This is a genomic window from Paludibacterium denitrificans, from assembly GCF_009707705.1.
Taxonomy (GTDB): domain Bacteria; phylum Pseudomonadota; class Gammaproteobacteria; order Burkholderiales; family Chromobacteriaceae; genus Paludibacterium_A; species Paludibacterium_A denitrificans.
Window position 1 is genome coordinate 3,074,988 of the sequence record NZ_WLYX01000001.1, and the last position, 18,005, is coordinate 3,092,992.

An 18,005-nucleotide genomic window follows, 5' to 3' on the forward strand; every position below is an offset into this window, starting at 1 on the left:
ACATCCAGTGAAGATGGTGGATATGGCAACCGGAGGAAGTCATGACCTAGTACCTGCTCATCATGGTCATCTTGTTGTCTGGGTGTGCCCCGGCCTTCCGTGCAAACCGACAGGTGAATATGGATTCCGACCGAACGTCGGGTGGCGTGGATCCTATGAGCTGGTTCGATATGAGCGATATCGCTGCCCGGATGGGTCCGACGAATGGTGGTTGGTCTCGCCAGCCCGTAACGCACCATGATGGTGCGGATAGGGGGGTAGGGGGTCAAATCCTTCACGGAAGTCGGTCCTCCGGTACCGCGTGCCTAAACGTCTGTGTTTTTTTTCTGAAAATTCATGGGGGGGTCTAAATCCTCTCATCGATCCAGAAACTCTCAATTTCTCTCTTTGAAAGTCAATGAATCCCTGAAAGGCTTGCTATGGCTCTGGAAACGTCCAAAAAGGCCGGTTCTGGCGCGATACCCAAGCCACCCGCCTTTTTAAAAACAAAACGGGCGCGTGAGGTGTGGCGCTACATCATCCGCGCGCTCGATAAAGCCGGACTGGACTACGCATCAGCGCTTCTGCAGATCGCCCTGTTGGCTGACAAGGTAGATGGGTGGCGAACCCATGTCGAAAACATCGACAAAATCGGATGGCGCTATGACGAAGACAGTAACGGCGGATCGCTTGAGACCGATGAAAGCCGTGCAGAGCGCCGGGCCAGATCGGAGGTATTGAACGATCTGGAAGAAGGCGGGCTGACTGTCATCTCTGCTCGGTGCGGGCCATTGATCGCCTGATTAATGGTGATCTTTTTGCAGCGAACCCGTTCGACATGTTGGACCGGATAGAAAGTGGTGGCATCTCCCTGCCGGATGAGCCGCCATGGAAACTCACAAAAACGGAGCGAAAGCTCTGGAAAGACATGCAGCCGCTGCTTATTGCCAGCGGCTTTGATTTTTCTACGGCCGGAATCTCATTGGGGTTGATCTGTGCCGCCTTCGCGGACTGGCTGGCCTGCAAGGAATGGATCGATACCAACAAGGGGTTGATCTTCGCTGTGGCCAAGGATACCGGGCGCCCTTATGAGGTTAGCGCCAGTTATAACCGACCAAAAATTGCCAAGCAGATCCGCGTAATGCTCAAGAAAAACGGAATGACGGTGGCCTCATGCGCAAAGAACAAAGCTCTCAGCAAGGGGCGGGTTCTAAGCGAGGAACTCGTCGAACTGCTCAACTTCATCAACGACAGGCCGGATTAATTCCGGCCTGTCATGTTTTACAGCCCGGGAAAAGTACGGTTCAGACGTTCTGGAGGGGCGCGTTAAGGTTGGCCGCTATGCCCGGTTGGCGGTTGAGCGGCATTACCGTGACCTGAAGCAGCAAGTGGAGCGTGGTCTGGTCTGGCGTCCGGAGATGGCCGCTCACGTACTGTCATTCTTCCCCAAATACTGCTTCGGCACTTCGAAGGTGTATGGGCGGGCAAGCCGGTAGAGCTGGCGGACTGGCAGGCTTTCTGGCTGGCGGTTGAGTTTGGGTGGTACCGGGAGGATGGAACGCGGCGTTTTCGTACCGGTATGAAGAAGTCGCTCGCAAGAACGGCAAGTCAACCAAACTAGCCGGGCTTGGCTTATACCTGTTTTCTGCTGACAAGGAGGCTGGCGCACAGGTTTATACCGCGGCTACCAAGCTGGAACAGGCCAAGATTACGCATGCAGCGGCCGAGATGATGGTGGCGAAGTCGCCAGCGCTACGCCAGCTGATCCAGAACCACAAAAACAAGCTGTGGATCCCGGGCACGGCCAACAAATTCATCCCGCTGGGTGCGGATGCCAACACACAGGATGGCCTCAACGTCCACGGCGCCATCATCGACGAGTTGCATGCGCACCCGTCACGTGCTCTGTGGGATGTGATCGACACGGCACGCGGTGCCCGGCGGCGCAGCTTGATGCACGCCATTACCACTTCAGGTTTCAATCAGGATGGCTCCATCTGTCTGGAACAACGCAACTACCTTATCCAGATTCTAGAGGGGCAGCTTGATGACGACAGTTTCGGCGGGGTGATTTACACCTGGATGAAGGGGATGACTGGTTCGATGAGTCCAACTGGATCAAGGCCAACCCAAACCTTGGTGTGTCGGTGTTTCTGGATGAATTACGCACCCAGGCGGCCAAGGCCGGGCATGTTCCGGCCGCACTCAACAACTTTCTGACCAAGCGTCTGAATATCTGGACGCAAGTCAGCGAGAGCTGGCTGTCTATGGACGCCCTGGGACAAGAACGCTGATTCCGTTGATATCGAGGCGTTGCGGGGCAGGAAATGCTTCGGTGGTCTGGACTTGGCCAGTAAAACCGACATTGCCGCGTGGATTCTGCTGTTCCCGCCAGAAAAGCCAGGGCGAAAAATGGGTGGTTCTCTGCCGCTTCTTTATCCCGGAAGACAACATGTTGGTACGGGACCAGAAGGACCGGGTGAGCTACACCGCCTGGGCACGGAATGGCTACATCATCCCGACAGCAGGGACGCAGATCGATCAGGAGGCTATTCGTCGCCAGATCATCGATGATGCGGCTTCCTTCGAAATTCAGTCTATCGGCTTCGATGCGTGGAACGCCGGGAAGATCGCCACCGAACTGATGGAAGATGGCATGGAAATGGTCGCCTTGACGCAAAACTTCCAGAACCTTTCTGAGCCATCCAAAGAGTTGGAGGCCAAGATACTGGCCGGTGGGTTCGCGCATGGCGGCCAACCGGTATTGCGCTGGATGGCCGGTAACGTCGTGGTTTTACGGGATACCAATGACAACTATCGACCCAACAAGAAAAGGTCACGCGAGCGTATCGATGGCATCGTCGCGCTGGTTATGGCGCTAAACCGAGCCATGTATCACGCGCCGGAGGAAACGGTGCGACTGGCCTACGAAGACGAGGTTTACCTATGAGACTCATCGACAAACTCACGCTGTCTGTCGGCCTTGTCGGGGCTGCGTCGGTCACGGTTGGCGCGGCCCTCCTCCATCCGGCTGCCGGATGGATCGTGGGCGGAACGTTCGCGCTGACGTGGTCGTATCTGACCGCGCGCGGCGTGGCGAAGGGAGGCTGATGTTTATATCGCAACAATTCGGCGTTCAAACGTCAGGCAATCCGGATCCGGGTTGGATTTCAAGCCTGTTCGGGCATGCACGAAGCGCTGCTTAACATCACGGTTACCCCGGAAAAAGCCCTGTCACTGGTCACCTATCAGGCTTGCGTCAGCCTGATCGCGGAGAGTGTCGCGCAGCTGCCGTGCGAGCTTTACCAAAAGAAAGGTGATCAGCGTGACCGGGCGATTGATCACCCGGTTTATAGCCCTGGTGCACGAACAGCCGAACGCTTGGCAGACGGCCTACGAGTTCACCGAGCTGTCACAGGTCTGGTGTGGGACGCACGGCAACAGCTACTCATTCATTGAGCGCGGGCAAGATGGGCGCCCTACCGCACTGATTCCCCCGGGATCCGAAGAAAGTTTCTGTCTTCAAGGGCTCGGACAACCTGCCCTACTACCAGTTTAATGGTAGCGACTTACTGCCTCAGCGGAATGTCCACCATGTGCGGTGGTTCTCTACCGACGGATACGTGGGTGCCAGCCCGGTTGCCCTGCATTGCGACGTGCTTGGTCTGGCTCTGGCCACCAATGGCCACGCCAGTGCGGTGTTTGCTTCCGGTACCAATCTGGCTAAGCGTGCTGGAGCGGCCTATACGATGATAGGCGACAAGATTCTTGAGCCGCTATCACGCGAGAAAGTGAAACAGACCCGGGAGCAGTGGCAAGAGCAGTACGCCGGGTTCAGAAACGCCGGGGGAATCGCGGTGCTGCAAGACGGCCTGAAGTTCTCGCCTCTGGCCATGACGAACTCGGATGCCCAGCTGATCGAGGCCCGCAAGCTTTCATCTTTGGAAATCACGCAGATCTTCAAGGTCCCACCGCACAAGGTTGGTCTGCTGGACCGGGCAACCAATAACAACATTGAGCAGCAAGCGATTGAGTTTGTCGTCTACTGCCTGATGCCGTGGATCCGGCGGCGTGAGCAAGCCATGGCGCGTGACCTGCTGCTGCCGAAGGATCGCCGGGACTACTACATCGAGTACAACGTGTCCGGCCTGCTGCGTGGTGACCAGGCGAGCCGGTTCGCAGCCTATGCCACGGCCCGCCAGTGGGGATGGTTGTCCGTCAATGACATCCGCCGCCCGGAAAACCTGCCGCCCATCCCGGGCGGTGACACATACCTGCAGCCCGTCAACATGGCGGCTAGAAGGTTACGTCCCACAGGGCTATCAGCCCGGTGCCGAGGCCATTGCAGAAGTTGAACGCGCGCTTGCGCAGTGAGGAACACATGAAATCACGCTCTTACCCATTGATTGCCGGGCACATCTTCAACACCCCGTTGATGGTGCTGCCTTCGATGGCTGAAACGGCTGTGGCATGGGCTAAAAAACAGCTGAACATGAATATCGTCATGGCGATGCCCAGCGCCCGGATGATGGAAGATGACGGCGAAGACACGCTGGATCTTGACCCGCCGACGCCGGACCCGGTGTACGGCGGTGGCGTCGCGGTCATTCCGGTCTACGGGGTACTGGTTTCCCGGATCGGCCAGCTGGACATGTGCGAGACCATGACGGCATATGAGTCGTTGCGCAGCCAGATTCAGTGCGCACTCAATGATGCGGGCATCAGTCACATCATCCTTGATATCGACTCATGCGGCGGATCAGTCGCGGGCTGCATGGAGCTGGCCGACTTCATCTATAGCTGCCGGGGCATCAAACCGATTACCGCACTGGTGAACTTCAAGGCCTTCAGCGCCGCGTACCTGATCGCCTCGGCCTGCGACGAAATCGTCATGAGCGAAACGTCCGGCGCGGGAAGTATCGGGGTGATCATGCAGCATGCGGATCTGAGCAAGGCCAATGAAATGGAAGGTATCAGCTATACCACCATCTTTATCGGTAACCACAAGAACGATGGTGACCCGAACCAGCCGCTGACTGACCAGGCCCGAGCCGTCATGGAGCAGCGCTGCAAGGTGGCTTATGACCAATTCACCGGCCGTGTGGCCAAGTATCGCAATCTCGACGTCAAAGCCGTGATTGCCACTCAGGCTGGTCTGTATTTTGGTCAGGAGGCCATCGATAGTGGTTTGGCTGACCGCATTGAAGCACCGCAAGACGCCGTCAACCGCATTGCCAGTGATCTGGCCGCCCAACGCCAGAGCAAACCGCCGCAAAAGATCATGCGTATGCAGGCCCGGGCCGCGGCTCAGGCCATGCAAGCCCAGCTCTAACGCCACCCGGCGTATCAACTGAAATCCCGCCAAGGCGGGTTTTTTCATTTCTGCCGCCGCCTACGGGTGGCGTTTTTCATTTGTGGAGACACTACATGACTTATCTCGAAATGCAGCAGCGTCGCGCCGAAATTGCGGCCCGTACCCAAACCCGGCCAGCCTCGAAGCCGCGGGTACCGGCTTGTCGGCGGAGCAGCTGGGCGAAGTGCAAAACCTGCAAGCCGAGTTCGATTCCCTGACCCAGAAGATGGAACGCCAGCAAGCCGCTGAAAAGATGGCTGCGGCCGCTGCTACCCAAGTCACCACGGCACCGGTTGCTACGCCGACCAAGGTACCGGCCACCCCGGCAGCGCTACGGTCAAAGGCGCTGGCGTGGCACGCATGGTGTCCGCACTGGTACAGGCTCAAGGTAACTACCATGTGGCGGCGGATATTGCCGACAAGAACGGCTATGGCGCGGATGTCGCCGCCGCGCTGAGTACGGCCACGCCCGGTGCGGGTGGTGTGCTGATCCCGAGCAATATGTCTCAGGAAGTCATTGAACTGCTGCGCCCGAAGGCAGTTATCCGCAAGATGGGCACCCGCTCGGTTCCGCTGAATAACGGCAACCTGACGATCCCGCGCCTGAAAGGCGGTGCATCGGTTGGCTACATTGGCACGGACGGCGATGCACCGACGACTGAAGCCAGTTTTGATGACCTGAAGCTGTCGTCCAAGAAAATGGCCGCCCTGGTGCCGATCAGTAATGATCTGCTGGCCTACTCTGGCGTGCGTCCGGGTATCGATCAGCTGATCGTGGGTGACCTGACCTCGGCCATCGGTGCACGCGAAGACAAGGCTTTCATCCGTGACGACGGGACCGGCAATCTGCCTAAAGGTCTGCGTTTCTGGTGCATTGCCGGTAACCAGCTGGCCGCCCCGGCCATTGATGCGATTGATGCCGCCGCTCTGCAAGCCATCGAAATCTTCCTGAACAGCTTGATCCTGCTACTGGAAGGCGTCGATGCCAACATGGTCACCCCGGGCTGGCTGATGTCCCCACGTACCTTCCGCTTCCGGAAGGCCTGAAAGACCTGAAGGGTAACAAGGTCTACCCGGAGATGGCCCAAGGCCAGTTGAAAGGCTACCCGATCGGCAAAACCACCCAGATCCCGAACAACCTCGGCCAGTCTGGTAAGGAATCCGAGTTGTACTTCGTTGATTTCAACGACTGCTTCATCGGTGAAGATGAAACCCTGATGATCGACTTCTCCAAAGAAGCGACCTATAAGGATTCCGACGGCAACATGGTCAGCGCCTTCCAGCGTGACCAGACGCTGGTACGGGTGATCTCCAAACATGACTTTGGTCCGCGTCACGTTGAATCCATCGCGGTCGGTACCGGCGTCACCGGGGCGCCTAATCGGTTGGCCCGCTACGGCGGGCCGAATCCTTTCTGGAGAAAGACATGAAGATCATCAAGTTCCTGAAACCCTACGCCCTCTACACGTCGAGCGATATCGCCGGTTTCGACGATGACAAGGCCGACAAGCTGATTGAAGCCAAGATTGCCGAGGCATACGAGGCCCCGGCAGACGATAAGGCCGACAAAAAATCGGCCAAGGACTAAGCCATGTCTGCCGTGTTGATCGAACGCAGCACGGCATCCGTGCTGGAACTGGCCGACATCAAGCGGCAATGCCGGATCGATGATGACCTGACGGAAGATGATTCGCTGCTTGTCATGCTGGAAAAGGCCGCAGTAAGGGCGTGTGAGAAACGGATACGTGGACCGGTCCTGACAGCCACGTATATGGAGACGTTGGCCGAATGGCCAGCGGTTCCCCGGCTGACCTTGCAAACGGCTGGAGCATTTGAAGTTACGGACATTGCCCTGTCGATTGGCGGGAATCCATTTCCCCGGCATGACTTCCATGCCTTGCCCTCGCCGCCTGCCCTACAGATCAAGCCGCATCACCTGGCGCCAGCCTGTGGTGCCATTCGCCATGACGGTCACCTCCACCGCTCCAGCCGTTTATGGCCTCATGTGGATGCCGTCGCCAATGCCATCCAGATTCGTTATAAGGCAGGGTTGGCTGAAACCGGTGACAACGTGCCTGAAGACGTCCGGCAATGGCTGCTTTTTACCATCGGGACCCTGTATGAGTACCGCGAGCGGTTTGTGGTTGGCCAAACTGTGACGGAAGTGCCCGGCGGATTTGTCGATTCATTGCTTGATCCCTATACCTTGCGCGAGGTGACGCTATGAGAGCCGGAAAGCTTCGACATCGCATCACTATCGAAAAACAGGCCAAGGGCAAGAACCTGTCTGGTGAGTCACGGCTGGATGAATGGGAGCCTGTCCTGCCTCGAATCTGGGCCAACATCTCAGACCTGACCGGTCGGGACAAGATCAATGACCTGACCACCAGCGAAATCGATGCCCGTGGCTATTTGCGCTGGCGCAATGGCATTCATGCCGGGATGCGGGTCAAACACCGTGACCGCTATTACCTGATCACGAATGAACCGATCGATCGGATGGGTACCCGATCCGAGATGGAGCTTTTGCTGAGGATGATGGACTGATGGCCGATGTTGAGCTTCAGATTGATCCCCGTGCGGGTGAGCTTTTTATTCGCCTGCATGGCATCAGTAGTGTTCTGGATGACCGCCGGGCACTGAGTAAGCCTCTGCTGTCTGGGATGCGGATCATCCAGCGCCGGGCCAAGGCTGATGCGCCTAAAGACACCGGTTTCCTGCGTTCCCAGATCATTGCCTGGACGAATGTTCGCAGCAGCGATCCGCTCACTGGGTTTGTGACGGTGGCCACCCGGGCAAAACGCAGCCGTAACGGCACACTCAAAAATGCCCGGCTTTCGGCAAAGCGTAGCACTGGTAGAAAGGTAGATGTCGTCACGGCCTTTTATGGTCAATTTCAGGAAAAAGGGACGAGCAAAATGCCTGCACATGCCTTCCTTTCCCCTGCTGTCGAAGAAGTCGGCGAGCAAGCCAGAGAGCAAGTCGCGGCTGAGGTACAGGCTACGATGCTGAAATTGGTGGGAGAACGCCTTGCAAACCTTTGATATTGCCCGATTGGTCTATGGCTTGCTGGAAGGCCCGCTGGAAGGACGCGTTGCACTTGGACGCTTGAATGTCCGGCGGGAGGATGTTGCTGCGCCACTGTCGGTCATCCACGTCCAGAAAAACGTTCCGAATGAAAACCAGAAGCTCAATACACGGCTGGATATCGTCAAAATCGTGATATCGACGATGATCGATGCCAGCAGCGGCGAGCTGTATAGCCGCATGGAACCCCATCTGAATGCCCTTCGCACGGCATTATTTGCTGATCGGCGGCTGGCGCGTCAGCAAGGCGTGATTGAGGTACAGGAAGGGGAAACAGTGCATGACTACAACCCCGAAGAGCTGGTTTATCTGGTCGATCTGACGATTGAAATCAAGTACCGCCGAGAGGCCGGACAGCCTTAACCCCCTAACCCGCCTTGGCGGGATTTTTTTGCCTATAACCCGCTATCAGCGGGTTTTTTATGTAAGGACCCGCTAAATGTCTGCTCCGATTCAAGAATACAGCTATGTCGGTTGTGGTGCTGTCAAGTTGAAGCTTGCTGATGCCGATCCGGTACCCGTCGGTAACTGCTCTGCCCTGTCTCTGAAGATGAGCGTTGATGAAAAAACGCTGACCGACTACACCAATGGCGGTGGTGGTACCGGAACAAGATGACGCGCATCAAGGATGTCAGCGTCGAGATGGATCTGCGCGAACTGTCGCTTAAGCCAACATCGGCCTGGCCCTGAACAGTACGGTCATCGTTGATGATGCAACAGGCAAGGCCACAATCGAAGCCCTGACGGCCATGGGCAAAGAATACACCCTGATCTTTGAAGGTATGAACGACGCGCAGTCTGGCGCCAGTGTCGACGTCACCGTACATCGCTTCAAGCCGACGCTTGCTGAAAGCCCTGGATTTGATCGGTGATGACTTTGCCACGCTGAAGATCAAGGGGTCTGCGCTGGTGGATAAGACGCAGCCAGCTTAAAGTCTCGCTACTTCGTCGTGGTGATGGATACCAAGGTTTAACGGATCTATTGGTTAGTTCATCAAGGATGGGCTTTTTCTCATAACCGTTTGTCATGTATTCTTGCTGCATAACTACAAGCAGGAATACATGATGAACACCACGCACCTTCTTGTGGCTGCCATCGCCATGGCGACAGCCTCAGCCCCTTCATTTGCCGTCTACAAATGCAACGTGGGTGGGAAAACCGTTTACTCCGATACCCAGTGCCAGGCTGGTACCGGCGATGCCAGGATAAACGGTAACGTCAGCACCTATCAGCTGACACGAAAAGATCACTATGACATGGATAGGGCTGTTGACCGTATCCATGCTGAGGAATCTGAGCGGAACTATCAGCGCCGCATGGATGAAATCGATCGTAAATATAAATCGGCTGCGGAAGAAACAAGGAAAAACGCATGCCAGTACTTCAATAATGAATTAGACCGTGTTCGTGAAAATAAAAGAGTAACAGGATATTCGTCAGAATACGAAAACAGGCTAAAGCTTCATCTATCACAGAACAATTGCCGGTATTTTAAATAAAAGCCATCACTGGAAACGACAATGAACTTGTATGATTTTCTTGGTGTTGATCAGTCGGCAAGCGATGAGCAGATCAAAAGCGCCATAATGAAAAAGGCTGATGAACAAAAATCATCGGCTTCCCCTTCACAATACGACATGTCAATGATTAGACATGCCATTGAAGTTCTTCAGGACGGTAACAAGCGTAAAGAATACGATGTAAGTCTCAGTCAATATACTGAGACAAGACGCATTGAAATTGAGCCAATGTATGAACAGAATGTTGACTATGGGGTTCTTCTGCTGTGCTTGCCCATATCTTTTTCAGGCGCAATAACTCTTATGTCTTCATTTGTTAATCAGTTTTTCCTAATGGAAAACATGATAATTTGTTTATTTTCATTAATGGTATGCTCAACAGGTATAATTGCAGCAATTGAAGAGTCTAAAAATTCAATTAAAACAAAAAACGATCCATTGCCACCGTTCATAAACTTTTTGGGAATAATGTTGCTGTGGCCATATGGTTACTGCTCATATATGGCGAGTCGACGCAGATATGGATACGCAAATCCACTATTAACAACAATAATCATTGCAATTATAACAACACTGCTTTTTGCTTACCCTGCTTATAAGGCGCACAAGTTAAAAACAGAGTTTAAAGAAAGAATGGAAAAAATAATAAATAATCCATTTAAATTTTCAGAACAAAATAAATTTAAATAACATTTTTTAATCACACAAAAAGCCACGTAAATTCGTGGCTTTTTTATTTGGAGCTTCCATGCTTAAAAAGCTGATTACCCTCGATGACGGTAAAGAGGTGATTGTCCGTGAACTGACGGTGAAACAGGTCCGTGACCTCTTCATGAAACCACCGGTAGACCTGGTTGATTCGTTGATGCTGGGTGAGTGTTCGCTGACCGAATTGGCAGATATCAGTAACCTGTCGAAAGAAGACATGGAAAGCATGGCGCCTTCCGATCTGCAAGCCGTGCTTGATGCAGCCAAGGAGGTAAACCCGGGTTTTTTCGAACTGAAAGAACGGCTCGAAAAACTCGACCGGGCAAGAGCCTGAAGGCGTTTGACACCGTTCTGGCCGCGATGACCCGTCTTGGTCATACAAATGTTCTCTCCTATCCCTATTCCTACTTCATGACAGCTGTTGAGGAGGCTTCCCATGGCAAGCAATGACATGTTTATCCGCATGGTTATGTCTGGTGACGCCTCCCCATTCCTGAAAGAAGTCGTTTCTGCTGAAAGCCGGTTCAAGGGCGCTTTGTCCGGCATGTCATCCCGTGCGGCTCGTATGGAGCTGTTTGATAAGCTGAAAGAGGACGCAAAGACTGCCGCCGCGGAGTTCTTCAAACTGAAGAAGGAAGCAGATGCCTTGCGGCAGGCTATCGCCCAGTCAGAGTCTCCGGGCCGGGACATGGAGAAGATGCTGCTAGCGACCGAGAAGGCGCTGACCAAGGCTGAAACCCGCATGGGCAAGACGCGTGGCTCGTTGCAGGACATGCGCCATGAGCTACAGGCGGCCGGGGTCGATACGAAGAACCTTGCTGCTGAGCAAGAGGCCATGTCGCAGCGAATTGCGGCCGTTACGCAGCGCTTGAATTCAACCCGCAAGGTCGACGATGCCCGCCAAATCCTTGGGGTACAGTCGGCACATGATGTGGAGCAGCAGATCCATCAGGTGCAGGCAGCTTATCAACGGCTGGTAACGAGCGGAAAACTCAGCTGGTCCGAGCAAGCCAACGCGGCAATGGCCATGCAGCAACGCGTTACCGAGCTACGAGGTCAACTTGCGCAGCCTATTCAGGCTGGGCTGTTCAGCAACATCAAGTCCGAGGTCTTGGGAACAATTGCCGCCATGGCTTCACTGACGGCAGCCATTAACGCCACAAAATCGGTGCTGACGGTTGGCGGTCAGTACGAAATGCTGCAAACCCAGCTGAACAATGTCGAGAAGTCCGCCGTACTCGGTGCTGGCGCCATGGACAAGCTGAAACAGATGGCACTGGATACGCCGTTCGGTGTTCAGGGGCTGACGCAGTCGTATACCCAGCTGAAAAACTTCGGCCTCGACCCAATGTCCGGTGCGCTGCAAGCCGCGTCCGATCAGGCCGCCAAACTTGGCGGAAGTCAGGAGACGCTGGGCCGGATCACCCTCGCCCGGGTCAAGCCTGGTCGAAAGAAAAACTGCAGGGTGAGGAAGCCTTGCAGCTGATTGAAGCCGGGGTGCCGGTTTGGGATCTGCTCGGTAAAAAAATCGGCAAATCCGCCAGCGAGCTGCAGACCCTGTCCGCCAGTGGCCAGCTTGGCCGGGACAGCATCCGTCAGCTGATCGCCGCGATGGAAGATGATGCCAAGGGAGCCGCCGCATCTAACGTCAGTACCGGCAAGGTGTTGTGTCAAATCTGCAGGATATCTGGGAGCAGTTTCTGGCTGAGATTTCCAAAAATGGCCCGATGGATGCGGCCAAAGAGCAGATCACGATCCTGATGAATGCCATTCGGCAGTCTTTTGCGGATGGAACGGCGGTGCAACTTGGCCACAACATTGCCACGGCCATCAATGCCATCGGCGAAATCTGCCGGGTGACGGTGGGCTTCGTGAATCAGCATTCCGAGGCCATCAAGCTGCTTGTTGAGACGTGGCTTGGCGCAAAAATCCTGACGCAAGCCATTATCTGGCTGGGAGGTATCTCGAGTGCCTTGACGGCCCTGCAGACGGCCGCCTCTGTCAAAACGGTCATCGGTATTTCGCTCAACAAATCCGGAATGGCCGGGGCGGCTTCAGAGATTTCCAGTTTGTTCGGCCTGCTCAGCAAGATTCCATCCCTGACGACGCTGACATTCGCCACCGTGGGTATCACGGCGGCCGTAGCCGCGATTTCTGCCATCAACACGGTTCTCGACATCCAGAATGAAAAGTTGCAACGCAAGTTGAAGCTAATGGGGGAAATCGATGATCTGCAGCGTCAGGGGGTAAAGGACAATCGCTCGGGTAGTGAAACCTCTGTTCTGACTCCGGACCAACTGTCTGGCTACTCAAAAGAAGACCTCGCAAAGTATCAGAATGATCTGAAACGGGCGCATGACATCAATAACAAGATGGCGACGCAGCAGTACCAGACCGTCATGGACAAGGGGGGCGATCCGGAGAAAGACGCGGAGTATCGAAAGCGGTTTGATAACACCATCCTGTATGCCAAAGCCCTTAAGGATCTGGAAAAGTATCAGGCTAACCGCCTGCAGATTGAGGAGCGCTATAGCAAGACAGTCGATGGCGTGCGTAAGGGGCAGCTGGCCAACCTGGCCGAATCGCTGGCCAAAGAGCAAAAGCTGTACGACAAGTACAACGATCTGCTCAAGCAGGCCACCGACACCCGGTTGAAGCATCAGGACGCCTGGGCCGGTAAGAAAGGCACGGATCCGGCAGAAAAGGCCAAAGACCCACAGGACATGGGGACGACAGACTTTTTTGAAGGTCAGGCTAAAGCCTCTTCCCTGTCCCGCAAGGCACAAGACAGCCTCGCCACCTACAAGCAGTCCGGCAAAGATGAGGATCTGCGCAAGTACCGACAAGACGCCGCGGCGGCGGAAAAGCAATTCCAGTCACTATCTGACGTGATCGACAAGCTTCGTGAGGCCGGGAAGATCACCAAGGGCGAATATGACTGGATGAACCAGAGCGCTGGCTCCTTGCAGGATGGCTTTGATGCCAAAACGGAAAACTCTGCCAAAGACAAGCTGCAAGAAGTCATGGCGAAGATCGAGTCGTTAAAGCAGGCGGCCGAGTCGGTGAAAAACCTGCAGATCGGCTTCGATACCGAAAAAGGCATGCGGGATCTGGAGAGCTTGATGGCCAGCTTTGAGCAAGCCGCGCACCAGCGACCCATTCAGATCCCGACGCAATTTGTCGGGCCGGATGGGAAGTACCTGACGGATGCCCGCAAGGATGTTGGCTTGCTTACCACGCCCTATTCCCCTGCCGACCATTCAGGCCAATGCCGAGGGTGGGTTGATTTCTGGCCCGGGTACGGGGACGTCAGACAGCATCCTGTCTCGACTATCCAACGGTGAGTTTGTGATGACAGCGTCAGCCGTCGGCCATTACGGCCCCGAGCTGATGGAGGCGATCAACCAGCGCCGGTTGCCGAAGTTTGCTACCGGTGGACTGGTCGGGTCTCTCCCGTCCTTCACTGACAACCTGAACCTGCCGGATCCGGAGCAGTTGTCGCGCCCGGCGACACCGGCAGCGCTGACGCCCATCAACATTCATCTTCCGGGGATCAGCGATCCGGTGACGATGCACGGCAGTGAGGATGCCGTCAGCCAGCTGACCGCTGCCGCCCGGATGCTCAATCTCAAACAGGGATAACGCATGAATGACCAAACCTTGATGCTGGATGGGGTGCCGATCCCCATTCTGGCAGGGTTAGACCTGTCCCAAAGCTATGAAGAAATCGGCGGTAAAACCCTGCTCCGCACGCGCTCTGGCAAGGCAGTATCGCAAGCGCGTTGGAAGCGGTTAAAGACGACGGTGCAAGGTGGGGGCTGGATACCGGCGCCGCTGGCCGGACTGGATACAGCCGTCCCTCACACACTGGACTGCATCGTTCCGCGTGTCGTTCCGATCGGAACTGTCGTGAGCGAACGGCCGGATCTGCCCGGGTTTGAGATGGAAGGCGGCTACCAGTATTGGCCGCGGCTGACCGGCTATCTCACCGTCAGCGATAGCGGTGATGTGCGAAATGCCGGGTATACCTGGTCGATCACGCTTGAGGAGGAATAAAACAAGCCCCGATTCTCGGGGCTTGTTTCTTACAGATCGACGGTTTTACCAACGATGCCTTTGCCCAGATGGCGCAGGGCTTCTTCGATCAAGTTCACCTTGGACTGGTGGCGAGGATCAAGAATCCGCTCGATCTGTGGATTGGCCCAGCCTGTCATCCTGGCCAGATCGACCTTACGGACACCTTTCTCAATCATGGCGTTGTGTAGCAACACTTTTAGCGAGGCCATGATGGGGAGCGCGATAAAGTCCTCGCCATGCGATGCCGGGACGGGAAACGACTTTCTGTCATCCTGATAGATCATGAAAGCCGTCAGCAAGGCGTCCGTCGCATGCTGTAGTGCTTCTTCCCTGTCTGCTCCATAGGTCAGGGCTTCAGGAACGTCCGGAAATTCAACATTCACGCCATCTTCATCGGTGGTTAATTTAACCGAATATCTCAACATTTCTTGCCTTTCGTCGGGCGGATGATAGAGGGGCTTTCGCCCCTCCCTTGTTACTTGAGTCCTAGTGCTTTCTTAACCCCTCTGGCCGTTCCGTTTGCGATTTCTTTGCCTTTATGGTTTGGCACTGCAATCGATCGGCCATTTAGCGTTGCAATCAGGTGGCTTCCTTTACCGGGCTTCATCGTGACGCCCTGCTGTTGTAGCCACTTGATGAACTCACTGTTTTTCATCCGTCCTCCATGCTGTTCGTCATGGGTTAATAATAACATATGTGTTACTTTTGGCAAGGCAAAAATAACAGAAATGTTATTTTTTATTGCCACAGGAAATTGCCATGTCTCTGCTCCCGAATGATGCGTATTCCCCGCTTACCCATGCCATTAGCGGACGGTCTATTTATCTGGATGGGTGGGAAACCACGCTAGCAGCTGACTGGACGCCAAACGGTATGAGCAGTGCTGTTCTGACTGACTGGATCGGTCTGGATACCCAGCTAAAAATGCGGCCCGGTACCACTGCCACCGTGGTGATCGAGTGGGACAGCGAAGATGGCACGACCTATCGTCGTCCCTTCTCGCTATATGCCGAAGGCGATGTTATCCGCTGGGGTGACATGCCGGATATGGCGACCGGTGCAGTCTCCGATGCCAGCATGACGATTCCATCAGGAAGCCGGGTATACCTGCCGCTGATGGCCGCTGATATGCAGCTGCTGGCTAACCGGTCTCCCGAGTGCATCACCTATGTCATCAACAATGGGACATGGGCCTGCATTGGCGGGTTTAGCCCGTATATGATGAATCCAGACGGCTCTGGCTTTCAGCTGCTTAAGCAGTAGAAAGTGGTGATAGCGGGCTGATTGTTCTGTGCTACTACACTGCCGCTGGGTATGTCGTACTGCAAACCACAAAACTAACGGGTGAAACAGTCTGGTTTGATGCATCGGGAAGCGTTGGAGTCGTCTCATGATGTTCGGCCTGACTACGCTTGGCCAAGCGCCTTTTGGCACAGCTGGCGGCGAATCCATTACCGGTGAAACGGTATCCCTTCCGGTATCGGTGACGGTCAGCCATGCCGTCAGTGACTATGCCGGAGCCCGGGATATCCGTGTCCAGCTGGGTGGTGCCGACGTTTCGGACCGGATCACCGGTGAGGTGGTCATCGAGGCGGAAGAGTCGATGTCTCGTGTTGCCTCGCTCAAGCTGGTCTCGCAGGGTGACACGCTGGCTGGGCTGGCTGGGGCGTCGTTGCGGATTGAAGTCAAGCCAACAGCCGCTTCCGCGTGGGTGCGGCGTTTTACCGGAACCGTTGCGGTACCGGATTTCGATCCTGACAACGGCTTGATCACGCTGCATGCGACGGATGGCCGTCGTGACATGCTGGCCGGATCCAGTCGTGCGGATATCGATGCGCTGATTGGTGGTTACTGGTCGCGTGCGGTGTTTCCACGCTATGCCGACAGCTTGCAGTACGCCAATGACCGGTTGTCCACCGTCGCGGCCGCACTGGATCTGGATGTCTATGGCAATCCCCGCCTGACACCGTGGGCGGGCTTGTCGCCAAGTCTGGTGGTGACGGATGCGCAGGTGCTGGATGGGTCGCTAACCATCCATCCTGTTGCCCGACAGTCCGTCATCAACTGCATCACCAACGACAACAAGTCAGTGCAAGATATCCGCACTACGTCTATCTGCCAGCTGTCAGACGGTAAAGCCGTCACGATGGCAACCATGCCGACGATCAGCGGGACAGCGGTTCCCGGCATGACCATCACGGTGGAGCTGGCCGGGCAAAAGCTGGCAGCGGTGGCTGGTGCCGGTGGGACCTGGTCGGTCAAGGTAGCGAAGCCACTGGCTGATGGTCGGTATACCCCGAAAGTGACACTTACCTCTGGCGCCGTCTCATGCGTGATGTGGGGAACGCCATTCCGGGTAGCGCGTGACGGTAAAGGTTCGGCCATCACTGGTGAGTCGGCTCAGGAGGTGGTGACCGACTGCTCGTTCCAGTATCGCTACCCTCGCCTGCATGAGTACCGCCGCACCTATACCTGGTCAATGGGAATGAGCTATGCCGAGTACGCCAAAGGGAATAACGGCAAGCCTTACAAGCTCCCAGAAAAAAGCCTGTTCAAGTCAGCGGTCGAGAGTAGTGGCTGGAAACTGCTCTCCGAGTTCTACACGCCGCCGCTGCAAGGCCAGCACTATGTCGGATATATCGACAGCAGCGGCAATCTGCATGACGGTGAAACCGTTCCGAGCGATGCCGCCGCCGTGCTTTGGTACCGCAACGATTACACGGGAAAAGTCGAAGACGATCCGCGCTGCGAGTCGGCGGTGATCGCTATTGCCAAGCGGGTGGTACAGGCCCTGACCGAGCGCTGGCGCATTACCGTGACGGCACCGGACAGCATTACCGCCTTGGGCAATCTCAAGCAGCAGGGGCAAACCGCATCACTGGATGCCACCGGTGGCTTTGACGCCTCGTCATGGGTCGACTCGACGACGATGCTTCCTGACGTCAAAAACACCTCTGCGGATCTGGTTGATCTGGCCGGGGCGAGCCGTGCGGATTCCACGTTGGCACTGCAAACGCTGGCGGCCATTGCTCGGCGCAAGATTCTGCTATCGCACCGGGCAACGCGCGTGAAGTTCGGTTTGCCCGCCAACCCGGTTGTGGATCTGGATCGTGCGATTCGTATCGACAGTGCGGTGCTGGGGGCGACCGGGAAGGTTTACCGGCTGACCGAGCATTACGATCTGTCTGCTTAAGCAAGGCCACTGTTGAGGTGGAGCTGGCTGTCTCCGGGCTGATTGGTGCCGGAACAGCCGAGTCTGACCCGCTGGATGCGCCGGAGA

General features: G+C 55.6%; 29 protein-coding genes and 2 pseudogenes. 29 read left to right on the forward strand and 2 right to left on the reverse strand.

The window, feature by feature from the left end; translation table 11 throughout:
• Positions 1-419: 419 nt before the first annotated feature.
• From GKE73_RS19910 to GKE73_RS20020, 27 genes and pseudogenes are all read left to right on the forward strand, one after another.
• Entirely contained in the window at positions 420-782 is a 363-nt protein-coding gene (locus tag GKE73_RS19910; protein WP_230369100.1) for a hypothetical protein, read from the forward strand.
• Positions 761-1,243: a hypothetical protein gene (locus GKE73_RS19915; RefSeq protein WP_230369101.1), complete on the forward strand. Its 483-nt coding sequence runs from the start codon at positions 761-763 to the stop codon at positions 1,241-1,243. The genes GKE73_RS19910 and GKE73_RS19915 overlap by 22 nt, the downstream gene beginning before the upstream one ends.
• 275 nt (positions 1,244-1,518) lie before the next feature.
• Positions 1,519-1,986, forward strand: a pseudogene (locus GKE73_RS19920) (terminase large subunit domain-containing protein); the annotation flags it as partial.
• Positions 1,987-2,096: 110 nt separating this feature from the next.
• Positions 2,097-2,273: a terminase TerL endonuclease subunit gene (locus tag GKE73_RS26240; protein ID WP_376767451.1), complete on the forward strand. Its 177-nt coding sequence runs from the start codon at positions 2,097-2,099 to the stop codon at positions 2,271-2,273.
• 158 nt (positions 2,274-2,431) lie between these two features.
• A complete protein-coding gene (locus GKE73_RS19925; RefSeq protein WP_230371271.1) occupies positions 2,432-2,929 on the forward strand; it encodes a terminase TerL endonuclease subunit in 498 nt (165 codons plus the stop codon).
• Positions 2,926-3,090, forward strand: coding sequence for a hypothetical protein (locus GKE73_RS19930; RefSeq protein WP_230369103.1), 165 nt, complete (start codon positions 2,926-2,928; stop codon positions 3,088-3,090). Before GKE73_RS19925 ends, GKE73_RS19930 begins: the two co-directional genes overlap by 4 nt.
• 75 nt (positions 3,091-3,165) lie before the next feature.
• A complete protein-coding gene (locus tag GKE73_RS19935) occupies positions 3,166-3,438 on the forward strand; it encodes a hypothetical protein (RefSeq protein ID WP_230371272.1) in 273 nt (90 codons plus the stop codon).
• A 47-nt stretch (positions 3,439-3,485) separates the two neighbouring features.
• Positions 3,486-4,334, forward strand: a pseudogene (locus GKE73_RS19940) (phage portal protein); the annotation flags it as partial.
• A 26-nt stretch (positions 4,335-4,360) separates the two neighbouring features.
• A complete protein-coding gene (locus GKE73_RS19945) occupies positions 4,361-5,311 on the forward strand; it encodes a S49 family peptidase (protein ID WP_230371273.1) in 951 nt (316 codons plus the stop codon).
• 181 nt (positions 5,312-5,492) lie between these two features.
• Positions 5,493-5,789: a hypothetical protein gene (locus GKE73_RS19950; protein ID WP_230371274.1), complete on the forward strand. Its 297-nt coding sequence runs from the start codon at positions 5,493-5,495 to the stop codon at positions 5,787-5,789.
• Entirely contained in the window at positions 5,693-6,379 is a 687-nt protein-coding gene (locus tag GKE73_RS24305) for a phage major capsid protein (protein ID WP_280955255.1), read from the forward strand. Before GKE73_RS19950 ends, GKE73_RS24305 begins: the two co-directional genes overlap by 97 nt.
• 32 nt (positions 6,380-6,411) lie before the next feature.
• Positions 6,412-6,762 carry a phage major capsid protein gene (locus tag GKE73_RS24310; RefSeq protein WP_280955039.1) on the forward strand — a complete coding sequence of 117 codons (351 nt, stop codon included), beginning with the start codon at positions 6,412-6,414 and terminating at the stop codon, positions 6,760-6,762.
• Positions 6,759-6,920: a hypothetical protein gene (locus GKE73_RS19960; RefSeq protein ID WP_230369105.1), complete on the forward strand. Its 162-nt coding sequence runs from the start codon at positions 6,759-6,761 to the stop codon at positions 6,918-6,920. The genes GKE73_RS24310 and GKE73_RS19960 overlap by 4 nt, the downstream gene beginning before the upstream one ends.
• A gap of 3 nt (positions 6,921-6,923) precedes the next feature.
• Entirely contained in the window at positions 6,924-7,559 is a 636-nt protein-coding gene (locus GKE73_RS19965) for a head-tail connector protein (RefSeq protein WP_230369106.1), read from the forward strand.
• Complete coding sequence (locus GKE73_RS19970) at positions 7,556-7,879, forward strand: phage head closure protein (RefSeq protein ID WP_230369107.1); 324 nt, start codon at positions 7,556-7,558, stop codon at positions 7,877-7,879. Before GKE73_RS19965 ends, GKE73_RS19970 begins: the two co-directional genes overlap by 4 nt.
• Entirely contained in the window at positions 7,879-8,376 is a 498-nt protein-coding gene (locus GKE73_RS19975) for an HK97-gp10 family putative phage morphogenesis protein (protein ID WP_230371275.1), read from the forward strand. The genes GKE73_RS19970 and GKE73_RS19975 overlap by 1 nt, the downstream gene beginning before the upstream one ends.
• Positions 8,363-8,782, forward strand: coding sequence for a hypothetical protein (locus GKE73_RS19980; RefSeq protein ID WP_230369109.1), 420 nt, complete (start codon positions 8,363-8,365; stop codon positions 8,780-8,782). The genes GKE73_RS19975 and GKE73_RS19980 overlap by 14 nt, the downstream gene beginning before the upstream one ends.
• 76 nt (positions 8,783-8,858) lie before the next feature.
• A complete protein-coding gene (locus GKE73_RS19985) occupies positions 8,859-9,035 on the forward strand; it encodes a hypothetical protein (RefSeq protein WP_230369110.1) in 177 nt (58 codons plus the stop codon).
• Positions 9,036-9,120: 85 nt separating this feature from the next.
• Positions 9,121-9,291, forward strand: coding sequence for a hypothetical protein (locus tag GKE73_RS24315; protein ID WP_512698931.1), 171 nt, complete (start codon positions 9,121-9,123; stop codon positions 9,289-9,291).
• Positions 9,292-9,481: 190 nt separating this feature from the next.
• A complete protein-coding gene (locus tag GKE73_RS19990) occupies positions 9,482-9,919 on the forward strand; it encodes a hypothetical protein (protein WP_230371276.1) in 438 nt (145 codons plus the stop codon).
• Positions 9,920-9,940: 21 nt separating this feature from the next.
• Positions 9,941-10,630: a DnaJ domain-containing protein gene (locus tag GKE73_RS19995; protein ID WP_230371277.1), complete on the forward strand. Its 690-nt coding sequence runs from the start codon at positions 9,941-9,943 to the stop codon at positions 10,628-10,630.
• 58 nt (positions 10,631-10,688) lie between these two features.
• Positions 10,689-10,982, forward strand: a complete 294-nt coding sequence (locus GKE73_RS20000; protein WP_230371278.1) for a phage tail assembly protein — start codon at positions 10,689-10,691, stop codon at positions 10,980-10,982.
• Between the two features lie 102 nt (positions 10,983-11,084).
• Positions 11,085-12,134, forward strand: coding sequence for a tape measure protein (locus GKE73_RS24320; RefSeq protein ID WP_280955042.1), 1,050 nt, complete (start codon positions 11,085-11,087; stop codon positions 12,132-12,134).
• Complete coding sequence (locus GKE73_RS24325) at positions 12,125-12,409, forward strand: tape measure protein (protein WP_280955043.1); 285 nt, start codon at positions 12,125-12,127, stop codon at positions 12,407-12,409. The genes GKE73_RS24320 and GKE73_RS24325 overlap by 10 nt, the downstream gene beginning before the upstream one ends.
• On the forward strand, positions 12,316-13,992 hold the full coding sequence (locus GKE73_RS20010) for a tape measure protein (protein WP_230371279.1): 1,677 nt from the start codon (positions 12,316-12,318) through the stop codon (positions 13,990-13,992). Before GKE73_RS24325 ends, GKE73_RS20010 begins: the two co-directional genes overlap by 94 nt.
• A 7-nt stretch (positions 13,993-13,999) precedes the next feature.
• Positions 14,000-14,290: a hypothetical protein gene (locus GKE73_RS20015; protein WP_230371280.1), complete on the forward strand. Its 291-nt coding sequence runs from the start codon at positions 14,000-14,002 to the stop codon at positions 14,288-14,290.
• Between the two features lie 3 nt (positions 14,291-14,293).
• The gene (locus tag GKE73_RS20020) at positions 14,294-14,704 is read left to right on the forward strand and encodes a hypothetical protein (RefSeq protein ID WP_230371281.1); all 411 of its coding nucleotides are present in this window, start codon (positions 14,294-14,296) and stop codon (positions 14,702-14,704) included.
• A 29-nt stretch (positions 14,705-14,733) separates the two neighbouring features.
• Here the strand turns inward: GKE73_RS20020 and GKE73_RS20025 are convergent, their stop codons facing one another.
• Both GKE73_RS20025 and GKE73_RS21850 read right to left on the reverse strand, forming a co-directional pair.
• Positions 14,734-15,150, reverse strand: coding sequence for a type II toxin-antitoxin system HicB family antitoxin (locus tag GKE73_RS20025; RefSeq protein WP_512698891.1), 417 nt, complete (start codon positions 15,148-15,150; stop codon positions 14,734-14,736).
• A 50-nt stretch (positions 15,151-15,200) separates the two neighbouring features.
• Positions 15,201-15,473 (reverse strand): type II toxin-antitoxin system HicA family toxin, encoded by a 273-nt coding sequence (locus GKE73_RS21850; protein WP_230371282.1) that lies wholly within the window; start codon positions 15,471-15,473, stop codon positions 15,201-15,203.
• A gap of 11 nt (positions 15,474-15,484) precedes the next feature.
• Between GKE73_RS21850 and GKE73_RS20035 the strand changes: the two genes are divergently transcribed.
• Both GKE73_RS20035 and GKE73_RS20040 read left to right on the forward strand, forming a co-directional pair.
• The gene (locus GKE73_RS20035; RefSeq protein WP_230369119.1) at positions 15,485-15,988 is read left to right on the forward strand and encodes a hypothetical protein; all 504 of its coding nucleotides are present in this window, start codon (positions 15,485-15,487) and stop codon (positions 15,986-15,988) included.
• Positions 15,989-16,115: 127 nt separating this feature from the next.
• Positions 16,116-17,918 carry an Ig-like domain-containing protein gene (locus GKE73_RS20040; RefSeq protein WP_230371283.1) on the forward strand — a complete coding sequence of 601 codons (1,803 nt, stop codon included), beginning with the start codon at positions 16,116-16,118 and terminating at the stop codon, positions 17,916-17,918.
• Positions 17,919-18,005: the final 87 nt, after the last annotated feature.

Excerpts from the sequence above, each read along its gene's own strand:
- GKE73_RS19910 (WP_230369100.1), top strand. The coding sequence starts at position 420 with ATGGCTCTGGAAACGTCCAAAAAGGCCGGTTCTGGCGCGATACCCAAG.
- GKE73_RS19925 (WP_230371271.1), top strand. The coding sequence starts at position 2,432 with ATGTTGGTACGGGACCAGAAGGACCGGGTGAGCTACACCGCCTGGGCA.
- GKE73_RS19930 (WP_230369103.1), top strand. The coding sequence starts at position 2,926 with ATGAGACTCATCGACAAACTCACGCTGTCTGTCGGCCTTGTCGGGGCT.
- GKE73_RS19935 (WP_230371272.1), top strand. The coding sequence starts at position 3,166 with ATGCACGAAGCGCTGCTTAACATCACGGTTACCCCGGAAAAAGCCCTG.
- GKE73_RS19945 (WP_230371273.1), top strand. The coding sequence starts at position 4,361 with ATGAAATCACGCTCTTACCCATTGATTGCCGGGCACATCTTCAACACC.
- GKE73_RS24305 (WP_280955255.1), top strand. The coding sequence starts at position 5,693 with ATGGTGTCCGCACTGGTACAGGCTCAAGGTAACTACCATGTGGCGGCG.
- GKE73_RS24310 (WP_280955039.1), top strand. The coding sequence starts at position 6,412 with ATGGCCCAAGGCCAGTTGAAAGGCTACCCGATCGGCAAAACCACCCAG.
- GKE73_RS19960 (WP_230369105.1), top strand. The coding sequence starts at position 6,759 with ATGAAGATCATCAAGTTCCTGAAACCCTACGCCCTCTACACGTCGAGC.
- GKE73_RS19965 (WP_230369106.1), top strand. The coding sequence starts at position 6,924 with ATGTCTGCCGTGTTGATCGAACGCAGCACGGCATCCGTGCTGGAACTG.
- GKE73_RS19970 (WP_230369107.1), top strand. The coding sequence starts at position 7,556 with ATGAGAGCCGGAAAGCTTCGACATCGCATCACTATCGAAAAACAGGCC.
- GKE73_RS19975 (WP_230371275.1), top strand. The coding sequence starts at position 7,879 with ATGGCCGATGTTGAGCTTCAGATTGATCCCCGTGCGGGTGAGCTTTTT.
- GKE73_RS19985 (WP_230369110.1), top strand. The coding sequence starts at position 8,859 with ATGTCTGCTCCGATTCAAGAATACAGCTATGTCGGTTGTGGTGCTGTC.
- GKE73_RS19990 (WP_230371276.1), top strand. The coding sequence starts at position 9,482 with ATGATGAACACCACGCACCTTCTTGTGGCTGCCATCGCCATGGCGACA.
- GKE73_RS19995 (WP_230371277.1), top strand. The coding sequence starts at position 9,941 with ATGAACTTGTATGATTTTCTTGGTGTTGATCAGTCGGCAAGCGATGAG.
- GKE73_RS20000 (WP_230371278.1), top strand. The coding sequence starts at position 10,689 with ATGCTTAAAAAGCTGATTACCCTCGATGACGGTAAAGAGGTGATTGTC.
- GKE73_RS24320 (WP_280955042.1), top strand. The coding sequence starts at position 11,085 with ATGGCAAGCAATGACATGTTTATCCGCATGGTTATGTCTGGTGACGCC.
- GKE73_RS20015 (WP_230371280.1), top strand. The coding sequence starts at position 14,000 with ATGACAGCGTCAGCCGTCGGCCATTACGGCCCCGAGCTGATGGAGGCG.
- GKE73_RS20020 (WP_230371281.1), top strand. The coding sequence starts at position 14,294 with ATGAATGACCAAACCTTGATGCTGGATGGGGTGCCGATCCCCATTCTG.
- GKE73_RS20025 (WP_512698891.1), bottom strand. The coding sequence starts at position 15,150 with ATGTTGAGATATTCGGTTAAATTAACCACCGATGAAGATGGCGTGAAT.
- GKE73_RS20035 (WP_230369119.1), top strand. The coding sequence starts at position 15,485 with ATGTCTCTGCTCCCGAATGATGCGTATTCCCCGCTTACCCATGCCATT.
- GKE73_RS20040 (WP_230371283.1), top strand. The coding sequence starts at position 16,116 with ATGATGTTCGGCCTGACTACGCTTGGCCAAGCGCCTTTTGGCACAGCT.